This window comes from Arthrobacter sp. Z5-13 (assembly GCF_056499105.1).
Genome location: NZ_CP096460.1, coordinates 2,865,587 through 2,881,938, shown reverse-complemented (window position 1 = coordinate 2,881,938; position 16,352 = coordinate 2,865,587). Strand labels below are relative to the sequence as shown.

General features: G+C 61.7%; 15 protein-coding genes and 1 tRNA gene. 10 read left to right on the top strand and 6 right to left on the bottom strand.

Translation table 11 applies throughout. The features are described 5' to 3' along the window. Positions 1–6 precede the first annotated feature (6 nt). From prpB to M1E02_RS13550, 5 genes are all read right to left on the bottom strand, one after another. Complete coding sequence (gene prpB / locus M1E02_RS13570; RefSeq protein WP_479374772.1) at positions 7–912, bottom strand: methylisocitrate lyase; 906 nt, start codon at positions 910–912, stop codon at positions 7–9. Continuing rightward, positions 913–2,433, bottom strand: coding sequence for an MmgE/PrpD family protein (locus M1E02_RS13565; RefSeq protein WP_479374771.1), 1,521 nt, complete (start codon positions 2,431–2,433; stop codon positions 913–915). A gap of 10 nt (positions 2,434–2,443) precedes the next feature. Beyond that, on the bottom strand, positions 2,444–3,085 hold the full coding sequence (locus M1E02_RS13560; RefSeq protein ID WP_479378158.1) for a GntR family transcriptional regulator: 642 nt from the start codon (positions 3,083–3,085) through the stop codon (positions 2,444–2,446). 123 nt (positions 3,086–3,208) lie between these two features. Continuing rightward, positions 3,209–3,922, bottom strand: a complete 714-nt coding sequence (locus tag M1E02_RS13555; protein ID WP_479374770.1) for a response regulator — start codon at positions 3,920–3,922, stop codon at positions 3,209–3,211. Then, the gene (locus M1E02_RS13550) at positions 3,919–5,541 is read right to left on the bottom strand and encodes a sensor histidine kinase (protein WP_479374769.1); all 1,623 of its coding nucleotides are present in this window, start codon (positions 5,539–5,541) and stop codon (positions 3,919–3,921) included. Before M1E02_RS13550 ends, M1E02_RS13555 begins: the two co-directional genes overlap by 4 nt. Positions 5,542–5,680: 139 nt before the next feature. Here M1E02_RS13550 and M1E02_RS13545 point away from each other — a divergent pair, with 139 nt between their 5' ends. From M1E02_RS13545 to M1E02_RS13500, 10 genes are all read left to right on the top strand, one after another. Continuing rightward, entirely contained in the window at positions 5,681–7,021 is a 1,341-nt protein-coding gene (locus M1E02_RS13545) for a cation:dicarboxylate symporter family transporter (RefSeq protein ID WP_479374768.1), read from the top strand. Between the two features lie 279 nt (positions 7,022–7,300). After that, a complete protein-coding gene (locus M1E02_RS13540; protein WP_247045170.1) occupies positions 7,301–8,200 on the top strand; it encodes a ParA family protein in 900 nt (299 codons plus the stop codon). Positions 8,201–8,206: 6 nt separating this feature from the next. Further along, positions 8,207–9,049: a segregation and condensation protein A gene (locus M1E02_RS13535; protein WP_479374767.1), complete on the top strand. Its 843-nt coding sequence runs from the start codon at positions 8,207–8,209 to the stop codon at positions 9,047–9,049. A gap of 86 nt (positions 9,050–9,135) precedes the next feature. Further along, positions 9,136–9,705 (top strand): SMC-Scp complex subunit ScpB, encoded by a 570-nt coding sequence (scpB, locus tag M1E02_RS13530; protein ID WP_479378157.1) that lies wholly within the window; start codon positions 9,136–9,138, stop codon positions 9,703–9,705. 109 nt (positions 9,706–9,814) lie between these two features. After that, a complete protein-coding gene (locus tag M1E02_RS13525) occupies positions 9,815–11,020 on the top strand; it encodes a pseudouridine synthase (RefSeq protein ID WP_479374766.1) in 1,206 nt (401 codons plus the stop codon). 3 nt (positions 11,021–11,023) lie between these two features. Further along, positions 11,024–12,133, top strand: coding sequence for a prephenate dehydrogenase (locus M1E02_RS13520; protein ID WP_479374765.1), 1,110 nt, complete (start codon positions 11,024–11,026; stop codon positions 12,131–12,133). Beyond that, the gene (gene cmk, locus M1E02_RS13515; RefSeq protein WP_479374764.1) at positions 12,133–12,846 is read left to right on the top strand and encodes a (d)CMP kinase; all 714 of its coding nucleotides are present in this window, start codon (positions 12,133–12,135) and stop codon (positions 12,844–12,846) included. Before M1E02_RS13520 ends, cmk begins: the two co-directional genes overlap by 1 nt. Positions 12,847–12,871: 25 nt before the next feature. Beyond that, positions 12,872–13,555 (top strand): lysophospholipid acyltransferase family protein, encoded by a 684-nt coding sequence (locus M1E02_RS13510; protein WP_479378156.1) that lies wholly within the window; start codon positions 12,872–12,874, stop codon positions 13,553–13,555. Positions 13,556–13,565: 10 nt separating this feature from the next. Then, positions 13,566–15,116, top strand: a complete 1,551-nt coding sequence (gene der / locus M1E02_RS13505; RefSeq protein WP_479374763.1) for a ribosome biogenesis GTPase Der — start codon at positions 13,566–13,568, stop codon at positions 15,114–15,116. Between the two features lie 138 nt (positions 15,117–15,254). Beyond that, positions 15,255–15,331, top strand: a tRNA-Pro gene (locus M1E02_RS13500). A 49-nt stretch (positions 15,332–15,380) separates the two neighbouring features. Here the strand turns inward: M1E02_RS13500 and M1E02_RS13495 are convergent. Continuing rightward, entirely contained in the window at positions 15,381–16,253 is an 873-nt protein-coding gene (locus M1E02_RS13495; RefSeq protein ID WP_479374762.1) for an Fpg/Nei family DNA glycosylase, read from the bottom strand. Positions 16,254–16,352 lie beyond the last annotated feature (99 nt).

Below are 16,352 nucleotides of genomic sequence, written 5' to 3'. Positions count from 1 at the left end.
TGAGTGTCAGTTCTTTCCGGGAACCTGGAAGTTGAACACACCGGTGTCGAAACGGTTGTAGGCCTCGTAGTCCACAAGGTCGTACAGCCGCGCGCGGGTGAGCATGTTCTCCACCTGTGCCTCCTGCGTGCCGTCAGCCTTGATCGTCTCCAGCGTACGCTCCGCAGCGCCCATGGCACTACGGAGGAGGGTCACGGGATAGATCACCATGTTCACGCCTACGGCCTGCAGTTGTTCAACCGTGAACAGCGGGCTCTTGCCGAACTCAGTCATGTTCGCCAGGATCGGCACGTCCACTGCCTCGCGGATGGCCTTGAACTCGCCCAGGTCCTTCATGGCTTCGGGGAAGATCGCATCGGCGCCGGCATCGACCAGGGCCACGGCCCGCACCTGCGCCGCCGCAAGGCCGTCAGTTGCCCGGATGTCCGTGCGGGCCATAATCAGGAAATTCGGGTCCCGCCGGGCGTCCGCTGCCGCGCGGATCCTTTTGGTGGCGGTGTCCAGGTCCACCACATTTTTTCCATCCAGGTGTCCGCAGCGCTTCGGGTTGAACTGGTCCTCGATGTGGCACCCCGCCAGGCCTGCGTTTTCCAGCTCCTGGACTGTGCGGGCAACATTCATGGGTTCGCCGAAACCTGTGTCCGCGTCCACAATGGCCGGCAGCTCCGTCATGCGAGCGATTTGGCCTGCTCTCGTCGCAACCTCCGTCAGGGTGGTGAGGCCGATGTCAGGCAAGCCGAGGTCGTTAGCCAGCACGGCGCCGGAGATGTAGACACCGGCAAAGCCTTTTTCCTCGATCAGCCGGGCAGAAAGGGGACTGAAGGCGCCGGGGAACTGCTGGATGGTTCCGGATGCCAGGAGTTCACGGAGCCGGATCCTTTTTTGCTCGGGCGTGGTGTGGGAATACAGCACTTAGAACAGCCCCTTCGGTGCTGCAGCGAAGTCAATAACACCACGAGCCGCAACGATATTCAGCTGGTCCAGTTCTCCGGCGGCCAGTTCCGGGAGCCGTGCTGCTGCGTCGAGGAAACGGTCGATTTCCTTTTCCTCCACCAGACCGGCGGCGAGAGTGCGGAACTTGTTGATGTACTGCTCGCGGGCGAACGGCCGGGCACCCAGCGGATGCGCATCAGCCACAGCAATCTGATCGGTGACTACGGACCCGTCGTTGAGCGTGATTTCCACAGACCCGCCGAACGCCTTCTCGGAAATGTCCATGGAATGGTAGCGGCGCGTCCACTCAGGGTCCTCGACGGTGCTGACCTTTTGCCACAGCTCAACGGTGTCCACCCGGCGGGCCCGCTCCGGCGCATACGAATCCACATGGTGCCAGCTGCCGTCCTGCAATGCCACGGTGAAGATGTACGGGATGGAGTGGTCCAGGGTTTCGCGGCTGGCGTCGGGGCTGTACTTCTGCGGATCGTTGGCTCCGGATCCGATCACAAAATGCGTGTGATGGCTGGTTTTGATCAGCACGGATTTCACATTCGCCGGATCGGTCACTTCAGGGTGCTCCGCATGAAGTTTCCGGGCCAGATCAATCCAGGCCTGGGCCTGGTATTCAGCAGAATGCTCCTTGGTGTAGGTGTCAAGGATGGCGCGCTTGGCTTCGCCGGCTTCGGGCAACGGCACGCTGTAGGAGGCCTCCGGGCCGTCGAGCATCCATGCAATGACACCGTCTTCGCCTTCATAGATCGGCACCGGCGAGGTCTGCCCACGCATGGAACGGTCCACGGCCTCGACTGCCATCTTGCCGGCAAAAGCGGGGGCGTGAGCCTTCCAGGTTGAAATTTCGCCCTTTCGGGACTGGCGCGTTGCTGTGGTGGTGTGAAGGGCCTGGCCGACTGACTGGAAGATGGTCTCGACGTCGAGCCCCAGCAGCGTTCCGATCCCTGCAGCGGCCGAGGGGCCAAGGTGGGCGACGTGGTCAATTTTGTGTTTGTGGAGGCAGATCGCCTTCACCAGGTTGACCTGGATCTCGTACCCGGTGGCGATCCCGCGGATCAGTTCCTGCCCGCTGGAACCAACGTGCTGCGCCACGGCCAGGATCGGCGGGATGTTGTCGCCCGGATGGGAATAGTCAGCGGCCAGGAAGGTGTCGTGGTAATCCAGTTCGCGAACCGCAACACCGTTGGCCCAGGCAGCCCACTCGGGGGAGACCCGCTCATCAATTCCGAAGACCTTCGCGCCCTTGCCTCCCGTACTGGGACCGTGGGTCAGGGCCTGGGCCCTTGCCGCCACAATGGGAGCCCTGGTCAGGGATGCAACCGCCACGGAGGCGTTATCGATGATCCTATTGATCACCATGGCCGTAACGTCATCTGCCACCGCGACGGGATCTGCCGCCACGGCGGCGATCTTGTGGGCCAGCTGCTCTTCGCGGGGCAGCTTTTCTTCGCTCCGGTAAACGCGGACGTGGTGTTCCTTGACCATGGGGCTCCTTCTAATGCGGTGTATGCGTGGCTTTGACATGGGAGAGGCTGCGGTGCAGGTGCAGCATGGTGGCTGCTTCGGCAAGGCGCGGATTACCTGCGGCGATAGCCTCGGCGATCGCAGCGTGCTCGGCAGCGGCCGAGGTGAGCCTGCGTGCGTCGTCCGCAGCCAGCCGCCGGACCCGCACCAGGTGCACGCGCAAACTGCGCATGGCCTGTGCGAGGTAGGTGTTGGTTATGGCTGAGTCGATCGCCGAATCAAGACGTCCCACCAGTTCGTAGTACTCGTGCCGGGCAGGGTCGTCGGCCTGAATAAGCGAGGGAGCCCGCAGGAACTCGTCGTGGAGTTTTTGAAACGTCACGGCGTCACCCCGTTCGGCAGCGAGGGCGGCGGCCCGTCCTTCCAGGGTTTCCCGCAGTTCGAACAGTTGGTCGATATTGTCCAGGGAAATGTCGGTAACGACGACGCCGCGCCCGCCTGACGCCGCGGTGAGCCCCTCTGCAGTGAGGCGGCCCAGTGCTTCCCGGAGGGGTGTCCGCGAGATGCCGAGGCGCTCGGACTGCTCCACCTCTCCAAGTACTGTGCCGGGACGGAGGCGCCACTCGATGATGTCATCGCGCAGCGTTTCGTAAGCCCGGTCGCTTGCCCGCATGGTCACCTCGCTATCATCCTCCTGTGACCATCAGTGTATACAGGAAGTGGCCGGTTTTTGGAGAATGCTGGGATCTTTCCCGGCTGGGAAGAGATTATGTATACAAAAGTCGCGATGGCGCTGTCAGCCGCGGGTCCACCGATACTCGTTCTCGGGCCTGCCGGGTGCTCCGTATCTCGGCGCTCGCGATACTGACCCGGCATCGGCCAGGTACTCAAGGTAGCGCCGGGCAGTCACGCGGGACATTCCGAGCTCATCCATCACTTCGCTGGCAGACACAGCCCCATCTTCCTTGCGGAGATAATCCTTGACCGCGTCCAACGTGGACACGGACAACCCCTTGGGCAACTGGAGTTCCGAGGGCGTCCGCAGACTTGCAAAGGCCTGGTCGACGTCGCTCTGGGAGGCGTCGGTTTTAGTTTTTCCGTCGTCGGACGATGCTAACTGCTCCCGGAACAGCCGGTAGTTGGTCAGCTTCTCGGCGAAGGTGGAGTACGTAAAGGGCTTGATCAGGTACTGGACCACTCCAATTGCTACGGCGCTGCGCACAATGTTCAATTCCCGTACGGCAGTGATGGCGATGATGTCCGAAAACAGGCCGGAGGACCGCATCCGGCGGGCAATGTCCAATCCATGAAGGTCCGGCAGGTTCATGTCCAGGAGCACCAACTCCACCTGGTTCCCGGCAGCGGAAAACTCCGCCAGGAGCCGGAGTGCCGACTGCCCGTCCGGGGCAGTCCCCGCGAGTGAGAACCCGTCGAGCCGCTGCACATAGGCGGCATGTGCGGCGGAGGCGATCGGTTCGTCTTCGACGACGAGCACGCGGATATCGCTCAAAACTGCTCCTTAGTACCGGAAGGCAGAACAACGCGGAATAGCGCACCGCCTGGGTTGGTAATGGTCAACGTTCCACCCAAACGCTGGACTGCTTGACGGACCAGTGCCAGTCCTATGCCCCGACCGTACTTGCCGGGTGCCTTGGTGCTGAAACCGTAACTGAAAACGTCGTCCACGGATCGTGGATCAACTCCGCTACCAGTATCCTGCACCGTGATCTCAAGACTCTCCTTGGTGGAGTGTAGAGCCAGCTCCACCCGTTTGGGGGAGGCGGCTTCAGCGGCGGCATCGATAGCGTTATCAAGCAGGTTTCCAAGGATGGTTACCAGATCCTGAACCGCGAGGCCGGCAAGTTCCGTTGACCCCTTCGCCTCAAGAACCAGTTCGACGCCGCGCTCGTGCGCCTCCGCTGCTTTCCCCATGACCAGCGCGCTAAGTACAGGCTCTTCAACAGAATCAACCAACTCGTCAGTGAGTTTTTGGCTGAGCTCGAGGTCTTTGGTGGCGAAATCCAGGGCGTCTTCCGTTCGTCCCAGCTCCATCAGGGAGACCAAGGTATGCAGCCTGTTCGCATGCTCGTGGGTCTGGGAACGAAGTGCGGCAGACAACGTCCGCATGGTTTCAAGTTCCGAGCCGAGGGACTCGATCTCCGTCCTGTCACGGATGGTGGCCACTGTGCCGAACACCTGGTCGCGCTGGCGGCCTTGGCTCGGCGGCCCAAGCGCCGGGCCCTGATTGACTACCAGGATGCGGGAGCCTGTCAGATGGATTTCGTCGTGCGCGAGCCTTCCGGATTCGAACAATGTCTGCAGGCTTGACGCTAACGGCAGTTCAGAGAGCGACGGCGGATCGTTCGGGTCGCCGTCCGTTTCCCGTGGGGCCAGCCCAAGGAGTTCGGCCGCCTGGTCGTTGTACATCACCACTTTGCCCTTGCTGTCAATCAGGATGACTCCTTCGCGGACTGAATGAAGCACAGATTCGTAGTAGGCGAAGAGTTGCGCGAGCTGTTCCGGTCCCCACCCCCGGGTGACCCTGCGCAAATACCTTCCGAGGAGCCAGGACGCCACCGAACCGCCCACCAGGAGCGCGAAAGCGATCGCCAAAACCGCTGGCAGCCGCCCGGAAACCGCGACATCCACAGTCCGTACCGTCACCCCCGCCGAAACCAGGGCCTTGACGTTTCCTGCTGAATCCTTGACGGGGGCAATCGTGCGCACTGACGGGCCCAGTGTTCCCGCCGTGACCTCGGTATAGACATTCCCGGCAAGGGCGGCATCAATTGAGCCAATGTATGGGCGTCCGATTTCTTCGTTCCGGGGATGGGTCCACCTTGTCCGGTCAGGGGCCATGATGGTGATGAAGTCAGCGCCGGCATCCCTCATGACGTTGAGGGCATAAGGCTGGAGGGTGGCGGTGGGATCGGGTGTGGCTGCAGCATCCAGGACGAGCGGGTTGTCTGCAATCGCCGTCGCCACTCCAGCCATCCGCCGTCCCGCCTCTGCATAGGCATGGTCGCGCGCGTCAAGGAACGTTGCCGTGCCTACGATCGCCGTGAGGGCAAGCACAAACAGCAGGTGCGCCACGAACAGCCTCCTGGCAATGCTCCATTTGTGCCTCATGGGGACCTTTCATGACCAATATGAACGCAACGGTGAGCCACGTCACTATGTACCCAATGATGGATATCACACCGGACCGACGTGAAGAGCTCAGAGACTGTGCCGAACGTCTTCCAGATTATCCATAAGGAGACACATCATGGCTTCTCAAAGAGGAGAGTCAGCAGCGCCTGCCAAGGCCGCCCGCAAGGGGCTGGACAAATCCCATTACCTTTACATTGCCGTCATCGCCGCCGTTATCCTGGGCGCACTCGTCGGTTTGCTGTTTCCCGAAGTAGGAAAATCACTCAAGCCGCTGGGTGATGGCTTCATCAAGCTGATCAAGATGATGATCGCCCCGATTATCTTCTGCACCATCGTGCTCGGGATCGGCTCCATCGCCAAGGCCGCCACGGTCGGCAAGGTCGGCGGGCTGGCGCTGGGCTACTTCGTCATCATGTCAACCTTCGCTCTGGGCATCGGCCTGGTGGTTGGCAACCTGATCCACCCGGGCGAGGGCTTGAAGCTTGCGCCGTACGACCCCAACAAGAAGGCTGAAGTAGACAGCACTGTCGCCTTCCTCCTGGGCATCATTCCGGGCGACATTCCGGTCCTCCCGACTCTCTTTGCAGCCATCCTCGTTGGTTTCGCACTGCAGAAGATGGGTGCCCAGGGTGCTCCCGTCCTCAAGGCCATCGGCCACGGCCAGGCGGTTGTGTTCCGGATCCTCATCATGATCATGTGGCTCGCTCCGGTGGGTGCTTTCGGCGCCATCGCTGCTGTGGTCGGTGCTACCGGGTTCGCGGCGATCGTGAGCATGTTTACGCTCATGGCGGCCTTCTACGTCACCTGCGCACTCTTCATTGTTGTGATCCTGGGCGGGCTGCTGCAGGCTGTTGCAGGCGTCAACATCTTCCGGCTCATGAAGTACCTGGGCCGCGAATACCTGCTGATCTTCTCCACGTCCTCCTCCGAAGCGGCTCTTCCCCGCCTCATCGCCAAGTTGGAACACCTGGGCATTTCCAAGCCGGTTGTTGGCGTCACGGTTCCGACGGGATACTCCTTCAACCTCGACGGCACTGCGATCTACCTGACCATGGCGTCACTGTTCGTTGCCAACGCCATGGGAACTCCGCTGGACCTCGGAGCCCAGATCTCGCTGCTGATCTTCATGATCATCGCTTCCAAGGGCGCAGCCGGTGTGACCGGTGCAGGCCTGGCCACGCTGGCCGCAGGTCTCCAGGCCCACAAGCCGGAACTGCTCGGCGGCGTCGGGATGATCGTCGGCATCGACCGCTTCATGTCAGAAGCCCGCGCCCTGACCAACTTCACCGGCAATGCCGTGGCCACGGTCCTCATCGGAACCTGGGTCAAGGAGATCGACGGCGGCCAGGTTGAGCGTGTGCTCTCCGGTGAAGAGCCGTTCGACGAGACCACCATGATCGCCCATCACCATGAGGTCGAGGAAACCAAGGCCCAGGCCGTACCGGCCACCGTCTAGGCCTCACTGCAACACCCTCAACATCACATACGGAAACCGCCCGCGCAGCAGAGGCTGTGCGGGCGGTTTCCGTTTTCCATAGGCAACCTTCAAGCTTTACCAGAAGGTAAAGGCACGGGCAAGGGAGCGTGTCGGGGTCCGTTGAATACCAAGCCCGGCGCTGTAACCTTGGGAGGAAGCAGGATCGGCGCTGGGAAGCCAGTGGCAGGAGATCAGGTCAATAATCACCGGAAATATGCGCCGGCAATAATCACCGTCATCGAAAGTGTGGATAGATACGTGAGCAGCGAACACGGTTCAGCAACTCTGGAAGGCATGGACCTCGATCTGGAAGACGCGGTCATGGGTCCCACAGGACGCCCCCACCGTGAGTTTCCGGAACCCGCACCGCTGTCATCGCACGGACCGGCGCGCGTTATAGCCATGGTGAACCAGAAGGGCGGGGTGGGCAAAACCACGTCCACTATCAATCTTGCTGCGGCTTTGGCCGAGTACGGGCGGCGCGTCCTCCTCGTGGACTTCGATCCCCAGGGGGCCTTGTCCGCGGGCCTCGGCGTCAACCCGCATGAGCTCGACCTGACTGTCTACAACGTGCTCATGGACCGCAAAGTGGACATTCGCGATGCCATCCACCAGACAGGCGTGGAGAACGTTCACCTGCTCCCTGCAAATATTGACCTCTCCGCCGCCGAGGTCCAGTTGGTAAATGAAGTCGCCCGTGAACAGGTTCTGGACCGCGCGCTGAAGAGCGTTGAAGACGACTACGACGTCGTCCTCATCGATTGCCAGCCTTCCCTCGGTCTGCTCACCGTGAACGCCCTCACCGCTGCGCACGGCGTCATCATCCCCCTGATCTGTGAATTCTTTGCGCTTCGTGCTGTGGCCCTGCTCGTGGAAACGATCGACAAGGTGCAGGACCGGCTGAACCCCAGGCTCCAGGTGGACGGCGTGCTGGCCACAATGTACGACGCCCGCACCCTGCATAGCCGTGAGGTCATCACCCGGCTGGTCGAGGCCTTCGGGGACAAAGTCTTCGAAACCGTCATCAAGCGTTCCATCAAATTCGCCGATGCAACCGTGGCCGCTGAACCCATCACCAGTTACGCAGGGAACCACATAGGTGCTGACGCATACCGGAATCTTGCAAAAGAACTGATTTCGCGCGGCGGCGCACCCTAGTCAGCAATGACCACTGCAGTCGATGTTGCGGAGACGGGCGTAGCTAAAAAGCCGGGCTTCGAAGTGCGGCTGGCGAATTTCACCGGCCCTTTCGACCTCCTCCTTGGCCTTATTTCAAAGCATCAGCTGGACATCACGGAGGTGGCGCTGGCGACGGTCACCGATGAATTCATCAAATACATCCGGGGACTGCAGAAGCTCGGCGAGGAATGGGCACTGGATGAGGCCAGCGAATTCCTGGTGATTGCGGCAACTCTCCTTGACCTCAAAGCAGCCAGGCTCCTTCCGGCCGGAGAGGTCGAGGACGACGAGGACATCGCCCTGCTTGAGGCGAGGGACCTCCTGTTCGCCCGGCTCCTCCAGTACAAGGCCTTCAAAGAGGTGGCCGGAATGATCAATTCAACGCTGGAACTGGAAGCAGGCCGCTACCCCCGTCAGGTAGCGCTCGAAGGCCATTTTGCGGCCTTGCTTCCTGAACTCGTCTGGCGGCACACCCCTCAGCAGTTCGCTGCCTTAGCGCAATCGGCCCTGAAGCCAAAGGAGGCCTCCGCAACCCAGGTGGGTCTGGCCCACCTTCACGGCTCCACTGTGAGTGTGAAAGAGCAGGCAGAGATCATAGGGCTGAAGCTGCAGCAAGGAAAGCCGTTGTCTTTCAGGGCCCTGATTTCCGATGCTGAGTCTACGCTGGTGGTCGTGGCCCGGTTCCTGGCGCTGCTTGAGCTGTACAGGGACAAGGCGGTCGGATTCGACCAACTCCAGCCGCTGGGCGACCTGACAGTTCATTGGACGGCTGATACTGCTTCCTGGAGCAGCGAAAATTTGAGCGAAGAATATGAGGAACAGCCTTGAGTGAACCGGTTGGGGCACCAGAACAGTCGGGAAACGACCTGTCAAAACTCCCGGGCGGCGCCCGTGCAGCTTTGGAGGCTGTCTTGATGGTCATCGACCAGCCGGCCACGCCCACTGAGCTTGCCGCCGGACTCAACCTGACCGTCGACGTCGTCGAACAGCTCCTGGTGGAACTGCAGCGCGAGTATAACGGCTATACTGTTAAAGCCCCGGACATGGACGACGTCAGCGATGCTGGCTTCGGCACCAGCCCCCGGGGTTTTGAATTGCGGAGTATCGCCGGAGGCTGGCGGATCTATTCCCGTGCAGAGTTCGCCGATCTTGTCGGCAGCTTTGTGCTCGAAGGACAGACAGCCAGGCTGACGCAGGCGGCGCTTGAGACGCTCGCCGTTATCGCTTACCGCCAGCCCGTTTCGCGGGCGAGGGTGTCTGCAATTCGTGGGGTTAATGTTGACTCCGTCGTGCGGACCCTTACCCAACGCGGACTGATTGAGGAGTCAGGAAACGACCCCGAATCCGGGGCCATCCTGTACCGCACAACGTCGTATTTCCTTGAACGCATGGGAATCGGCTCGGTGGCTGAGTTGCCTCAGCTTTCACCCCATCTTCCGGGGCTTGAAGGCATAGAAGAGTTTTATGATGCCGGAAGAATGTAGGCCGCTGAGGCCTGCGCGAGATTAACCACAAGGGCAGAACTATTCTGCACGGCTGGCTAGTGTGTTGAAGAGAAATACACAGTGCGGCCACATTAACGAAGGACGGGTCATGACACAGGCGGGACGCCAGGGTTCACCACGTAGCAGTTCAGGACGTAACGGTTCAGGACGCACTGCAGGACCGCGCACCGGAGCACAGCGTAATGCTGGCCAGCGCGATTTTTCCAAGGGCGGCGGAGACCGGCCCTTTAAGCAGCCCAAACCGCGCGAGGAGCGCTTCATCGATCCCGATGAGCAGCCCACGGGCAGCGCCCCGGTGGGTAGGGGAACCGACGCAGCCAAGTCTGGCGACTGGAAGACCGGGGCGAAGCCCTCGGCCAGGAAGTCTGCTGCACGGAAGCCAGGCGCAGGAAAGACTCCCGGCACGCCCGGGGCCCTGAAACCGAAGCCGCGGACCGGCGCACAGAATTCCGGGGGCCCCCGCGCCTTTGGCAGCGAACGCTTTGGCCAGAACCTTGGACCGGTACGCAAGCCTGCACGCAAGCGCGGTCCTCGCAACGAAGTGCCCCAGTCAGAACTTCACGATGCCGACGGCATCAGGCTGCAGAAGGTCATGGCTCAAGCCGGCGTAGCCTCCAGGCGGGTCTGCGAGGAGATGATCGCTGAAGGCCGCGTGGAAGTCGACGGGCAGGTTGTTACCGAACTCGGCGTCCGCGTCGATCCCAAGACCGCAGTCATCCACGTGGACGGCCTGCGCATCCAGCTTGACGAGTCCCTCGTGTACATGGTGTTCAACAAGCCCAAGGGCGTTGTCTCCACCATGGAGGATCCCGACGGGCGCCCATGCATCAGCGATTTTGTCCGCAACAACCATGGCGAACGGCTGTTCCACGTCGGACGCCTCGACGTCGCCACCGAGGGTTTGCTGTTGTTAACCAATGACGGCGAGCTGGCGAACCGCCTGACGCACCCCTCCTACGAAGTGCCCAAGACGTACCTCGTCCAGGTGCGGGGTCCCTTCCCCCAGGGAGTGGGTGCCCAATTGCGGGCTGGCGTTGAGCTTGAGGATGGCATTGCCTCTGTGGACTCGTTCAAGCTGGTGGATTCCACACCGGGCCACGTGCTGATCGAAGTGGTGCTGCACTCCGGAAAGAACCGCATTGTGCGCCGTCTCTTCGACGCCGTGGGCTTCCCGGTTCTCCGGCTTGTCCGGGTCAAGGTTGGTCCCATCGGTCTGGGAGACCAGCGCCAGGGCAGCATCCGGAACCTGGGCAAGCAGGAAGTCGGCCACCTGCTGGCATCAGTAGGGCTCTAGGAAATGTCGGCATTCGGTACTCACGGGCGGGGCCACCTGAATGGCCCCGTGGTGGTGATTGGTACCGGGCTGCTCGGTGCCAGCATCGGTCTTGGCCTACGCGGCCGGGGCGTCCCCGTTTTCCTTTCGGATCCGTCACCCACCAACCAGGCGGTGGCCGTTGACATCGGGGCAGGGCTTCCCTTGTCCGGGCTGGGAACGGAGCAGCCCGAACTGGTGGTGGTGGCTGCGCCTCCCGACGTAACGGCCGACGTCGTCGAGCGCGCCTTGGGGGAGTACCCCGCGGCTGTAGTCGTCGACATCGCCAGCGTCAAAGCAGGGATCCAACAGGAACTGCGGCGCCGTGGCGTGGACCTGGGCAGGTACGTGGGAACTCATCCCATGGCCGGGCGGGAGAAAGCCGGGCCCGTTGCGGCAAGGGGTGAACTGTTCACCTCCATGCCTTGGGTCCTGTGCCCTTCCGAGGAAACTTTGCCCGATGCCCTCCTGACAGCGCATGCCTTGGCGACGGATCTTGGCGCCATTGTTTCCCGATTCGACGCCGAAGAACACGACGAAGCTGTGGCGTTGGTTTCCCACCTGCCCCAAGTCATGTCCTCGCTGCTGGCCAGCCGTCTCCAGGGCATCCCACTGCACGCCTTGTCACTGGCCGGCAACGGTTTGCGCGACACCACCCGCATAGCAGCGAGCGATCCCACCCTCTGGGTTCAGATCCTCGGTGCGAACGCGGAAAAAGTCGTGGAGATCCTCCACGGTGTCCGCGAAGACCTCAACAGACTCATCGGCACCCTTGAGGATCCGCTCGCTCCCGGTGCCCGGCTGGACCTGGCGCAGCTGTTCAGCGAGGGCAACGCCGGGCAATCACGGATTCCCGGCAAGCACGGCGGTCCGCCGCAGGCATATTCGTGGCTTACTGTCCTTGTGGATGACCGGCCGGGCCAAATCGCGCGCCTCCTGACGGAGATCGGCGAGATCGGCGTTAACCTCGAGGACCTGCGCTTGGACCACTCTTCAGGGCAGAATGTTGGAATGGTGGAATTGTCGGTTCTGCCAAACAAGCATGATTTGCTGATCGAGGCGCTCAACGACCGCGGATGGCGGGTACTCCAGTAATGACACAGGAACTCATCGATACATTGCCCATGCTGCGGCAGGGCCGGGCCCTTGTTGTGGCTATCGACGGTCCTTCAGGCTCAGGCAAGTCAAGCGTGAGCAGGGAGGTGGCGCGCCGGCTCCGCCTCGCGTATTTGGACACCGGCGCAATGTACCGGGCACTTACCTGGTACTGCCTTGACCAGGGCATCGACCTGGAGGATCGCGTCGCGGTGGAGCAGGCAGCCGAGGAGCTGCCCCTGGAAATAAGCACGAGCCCACTCGAGGAATACGTCAGGGTTGGCGGCGCGGAAGTGACCCATGCGATCCGGGAGCCGGCGATTTCCGCGGCTGTCAGCGCTGTGGCAACAACCCTTGGAGCCCGCACTGAACTGATCCGCCGTCAACGTGAACTCATCGAACAGCACAACCGGCGCATTGTTGTGGAAGGCCGGGACATCACTACCGTTGTGGCACCGGGCGCGGAAGTGCGGATGCTCCTGACCGCCAGCGAAGAAGCCAGGCTTCGCCGTCGTGGCATCCAGCTCGGCGGTACCCAGAACGAGCAGGAGCTTGCCGCCCAGGTAACGCATCGGGATGCCAAGGATTCTACTGTTGTGAACTTCACCCAGGCAGCCGACGGTGTTGTGACCCTCGATTCGTCGGACCTCGACTTTGACGGGACTGTGGATGCAGCCCTCGCCATCGTCACCAAGGTGATCAACCGTGACTAAGCCCGGACTTCGGACCGGTCTGACCATGGCATGGAGCCGTCCCGTCGGTTGGTTCCTCACCCATGTCCTTTACCGCACCTCAGTCCTTGGCCGCGCCAAGGTTCCGTTGACCGGCCCGGTGATTTTTGCGGCCAACCACATCAGCTTCCTCGACGGGCCGCTGATGTTCGGTGCGGCTCCACGGCCCATGCACATCCTCGTCAAAAAAGAGTTGTTCACCGGCTTCCTCGGACAGGTTCTCCGCGCGTCCGGCCAGTTGCCGGTTGACCGCTCAGGCGACCGTCAAGCGCTCCAGCTCAGCAAGAACATGCTCGACGCCGGACGGTGCGTAGGCATACTTCCGGAAGGAACCCGGGGGAGTGGCGCTGCGTCCTCGATCAATCACGGCGTGGCATGGCTGGCTCTCAATTCCGGTGCAACTGTTGTGCCTGTAGCCATTCTTGGCACCAGGACCAAGGGTGAGCACCTCGATGCTTTACCCCGCCTGCGCAGGCAACTTCACGTCCACTTCGGTGAGCCCATCCACGTCACCCGCAAACCCGGTGAGAGCGGGCGTGTTTCAATGGACAGGGCGGGGACCGAGATTCGTGCTGCGTTGGCGCAGCACATCCAGCAAGCAATTAAAGTCAGCGGGCAGCCTCTGCCCCTCGCGGATTCCCCGCAAAAACGTTATGAAGCAGTAGCCGGGACGCCGGCAGACCACCACTAAGGAAAGTGCAATGAGCGATACGACTCAAACCTCCGGCAATTTTGGCGCCGGCGAAGACGAATACACGCCCACCGGCACAGACCAGGTGGCGGAGAACCTCGCAGCCCTGGACGATGACGAGGCTGAGGTCCGCGCGGCCTCCCTCCGGGCCGGGCTGGAGGACTATGAGCTTGACGAGGAAGACGCGGCCCTCCTGGACGGGCTCTACGCGGATGAGGACTTTGACGGACCCGTCAAGCTGGATCCCGTGCTTGCCATTATCGGCCGCCCGAACGTGGGCAAATCCACGCTGGTCAACAGGATCCTTGGCCGCCGTGAGGCTGTAGTAGAGGACACTCCCGGTGTAACCCGCGACCGCGTGATGTACTCGGCCCACTGGAACGGCCGCAACTTCACCATTGTGGATACAGGCGGCTGGGAGCACGATGCCCGCGGCATCCATGCCCGGGTTGCAGAGCAGGCAGAAATGGCAGTTGAGCTGGCTGACGCCGTGCTCTTCGTGGTCGATTCCGCGGTCGGTGCTACAGCCACCGATGAAGGCGTTGTGAAGATGCTCCGGAAGAGCAAGAAGCCGGTCATTATGGTGGCCAACAAGGTGGATGACTTCGCGCAGGAAGCAGACTCGTCAACGCTTTGGGGCTTGGGATTCGGCGAGCCCTACCCGGTCTCAGCGCTCCATGGCCGCGGTGTGGCGGATCTCCTTGACCACGTGATGGATACTCTCCCTGAATTCTCCACCATCGAGGGACTTGAGCGTTCCGGCGGACCGCGCAGGATTGCCCTGATCGGGCGGCCCAACGTTGGCAAATCCTCCCTGCTTAACAAGCTGGCGGGTTCGGAACGGGTCGTGGTGGACAACACCGCCGGCACCACCCGCGACCCCGTCGACGAATTCATCGAGCTGGGCGGCCGGACCTGGCGTTTTGTGGACACCGCAGGCATCCGCCGTCGGCAGCACATGGCCCAGGGTGCCGACTTCTACGCTTCCCTGCGTACGCAGGCGGCGCTCGAGAAGGCCGAGGTCGCCGTCGTCCTCCTGGCAGTTGATGAGGTACTCAGCGAGCAGGACGTGCGCATCCTCCAGCTGGCCATCGAATCCGGTCGCGCCCTGGTCCTTGCGTTCAACAAGTGGGACCTGCTCGATGACGAACGGCGCAAGTACCTGGAGCGCGAAATCGACCAGGACCTCGCGCATGTGGCCTGGGCTCCCCGCGTGAATATCTCAGCAAAGACGGGTTGGCACAAGGACAGGCTGGTGCCCGCATTGGACGTGGCTCTCGAGAGCTGGGACAAGCGTATTCCCACAGGCAGGCTCAACGCGTTCCTCGGTGAGCTCGTTGCGGCACACCCCCACCCGGTCCGGGGCGGCAAGCAGCCCCGCATCCTCTTCGGCACCCAGGCGTCGAGCCGTCCGCCGAAGTTCGTCCTGTTCACCACCGGGTTCCTGGACCCGGGATACCGCCGCTTCATCACCCGCCGGCTGCGTGAAACCTTCGGCTTCGAGGGAACCCCTATCGAGGTCAACATGCGCGTGCGGGAAAAGCGTGGCAAGAAGCGTTAATTTGGACACACAAGGCCTGTGATGCCCCTTCGATGTCACAGGCACCCTCCGGAATCGTGTAAGCTTTTGGAGGTGGTTCGGCCGGACTGCTTAGATGAAATTCTCAGATATCATCGAAGCGGAGAACGGCGGAACTAACGGGCTGTAGCGCAGCTTGGTAGCGCACTTGACTGGGGGTCAAGGGGTCGCAGGTTCAAATCCTGTCAGCCCGACCAACCAAAAACCCTGTCGATCCTTTCCGGATCGGCGGGGTTTTTTGTTTGCCTACTTCAGGAACTTTGAGGTGCGGCGGTCCGCTAGGATTTTCCCTTTGGTTTGGCAGGTGGGGCAGTACTGGAGGGCTGTGTCCGCGAAAGAAACCTCGCGAACAGTGTCACCGCACACGGGGCATGCCTGGCCGGCCCGGCCATGGACACGCATAGTGCTTCGTTTGGCGTCCTTGAGCTCGTTTGGAGCCTTGCCGACAGCCTCGGCCACGGCTGCTCCCAGCACTGTATGGATAGCGTCGTAGAGCACTTCGACGGCCTCCCTGTCCAGGGATTTGGCCACCGCGAACGGTGAGATTTTGGCCGCGTGGAGGATCTCGTCGCTGTAGGCGTTTCCGATTCCGGCAATAGTGCCCTGGTTCCGCAGGAGGCCCTTGATCTGGTGTGGATTCGAGGCCAATATCGCGGCAAAAGTTTCGATGTCAAAGGATGGATTCAGCGGATCCGGCCCGAGGGTGGCGATCCCGGGAACGTCAAGGGGATCCCGGACAATGTAAACGGCCAGGCTTTTCCGTGTCCCTGCTTCTGTCAGGTCCATCCCGATGTGCACGTCCGGTCCCCGGCTCAGGGCGAAGCGTGCGGCAATATGCCCCTTTCCCATCCGGAGCTGGGTTGAAGTGGGAGATTCCGTGTACCGGAGCCAACCTGCCTTCGCCAAGTGGAAGACCAGGAAGACGGTGCCGGCATCGATGCTGATGAACTTCCCGTACCGTTGTACACCCTGGATTTCCCGGCCTTGCAGCGTGGAGTACGGCGGATCCGCAGTCTTGAGCACGGCGAAGGAGACAATCTGAAACCGGGTCATTACGGCTCCACGAAGCCGGGAGCCCAGGAAGGCGCTTAGCCCGGCAACTTCGGGGAGTTCTGGCATGTCACCACTGTGCCACAGGGAGGTGGCAAAATCAGCGGCCTTCGGGAGGATTGATGTGCCTATACTTTCAGCGGCGGCTTGTTCAGCAGGCTTCCGTTG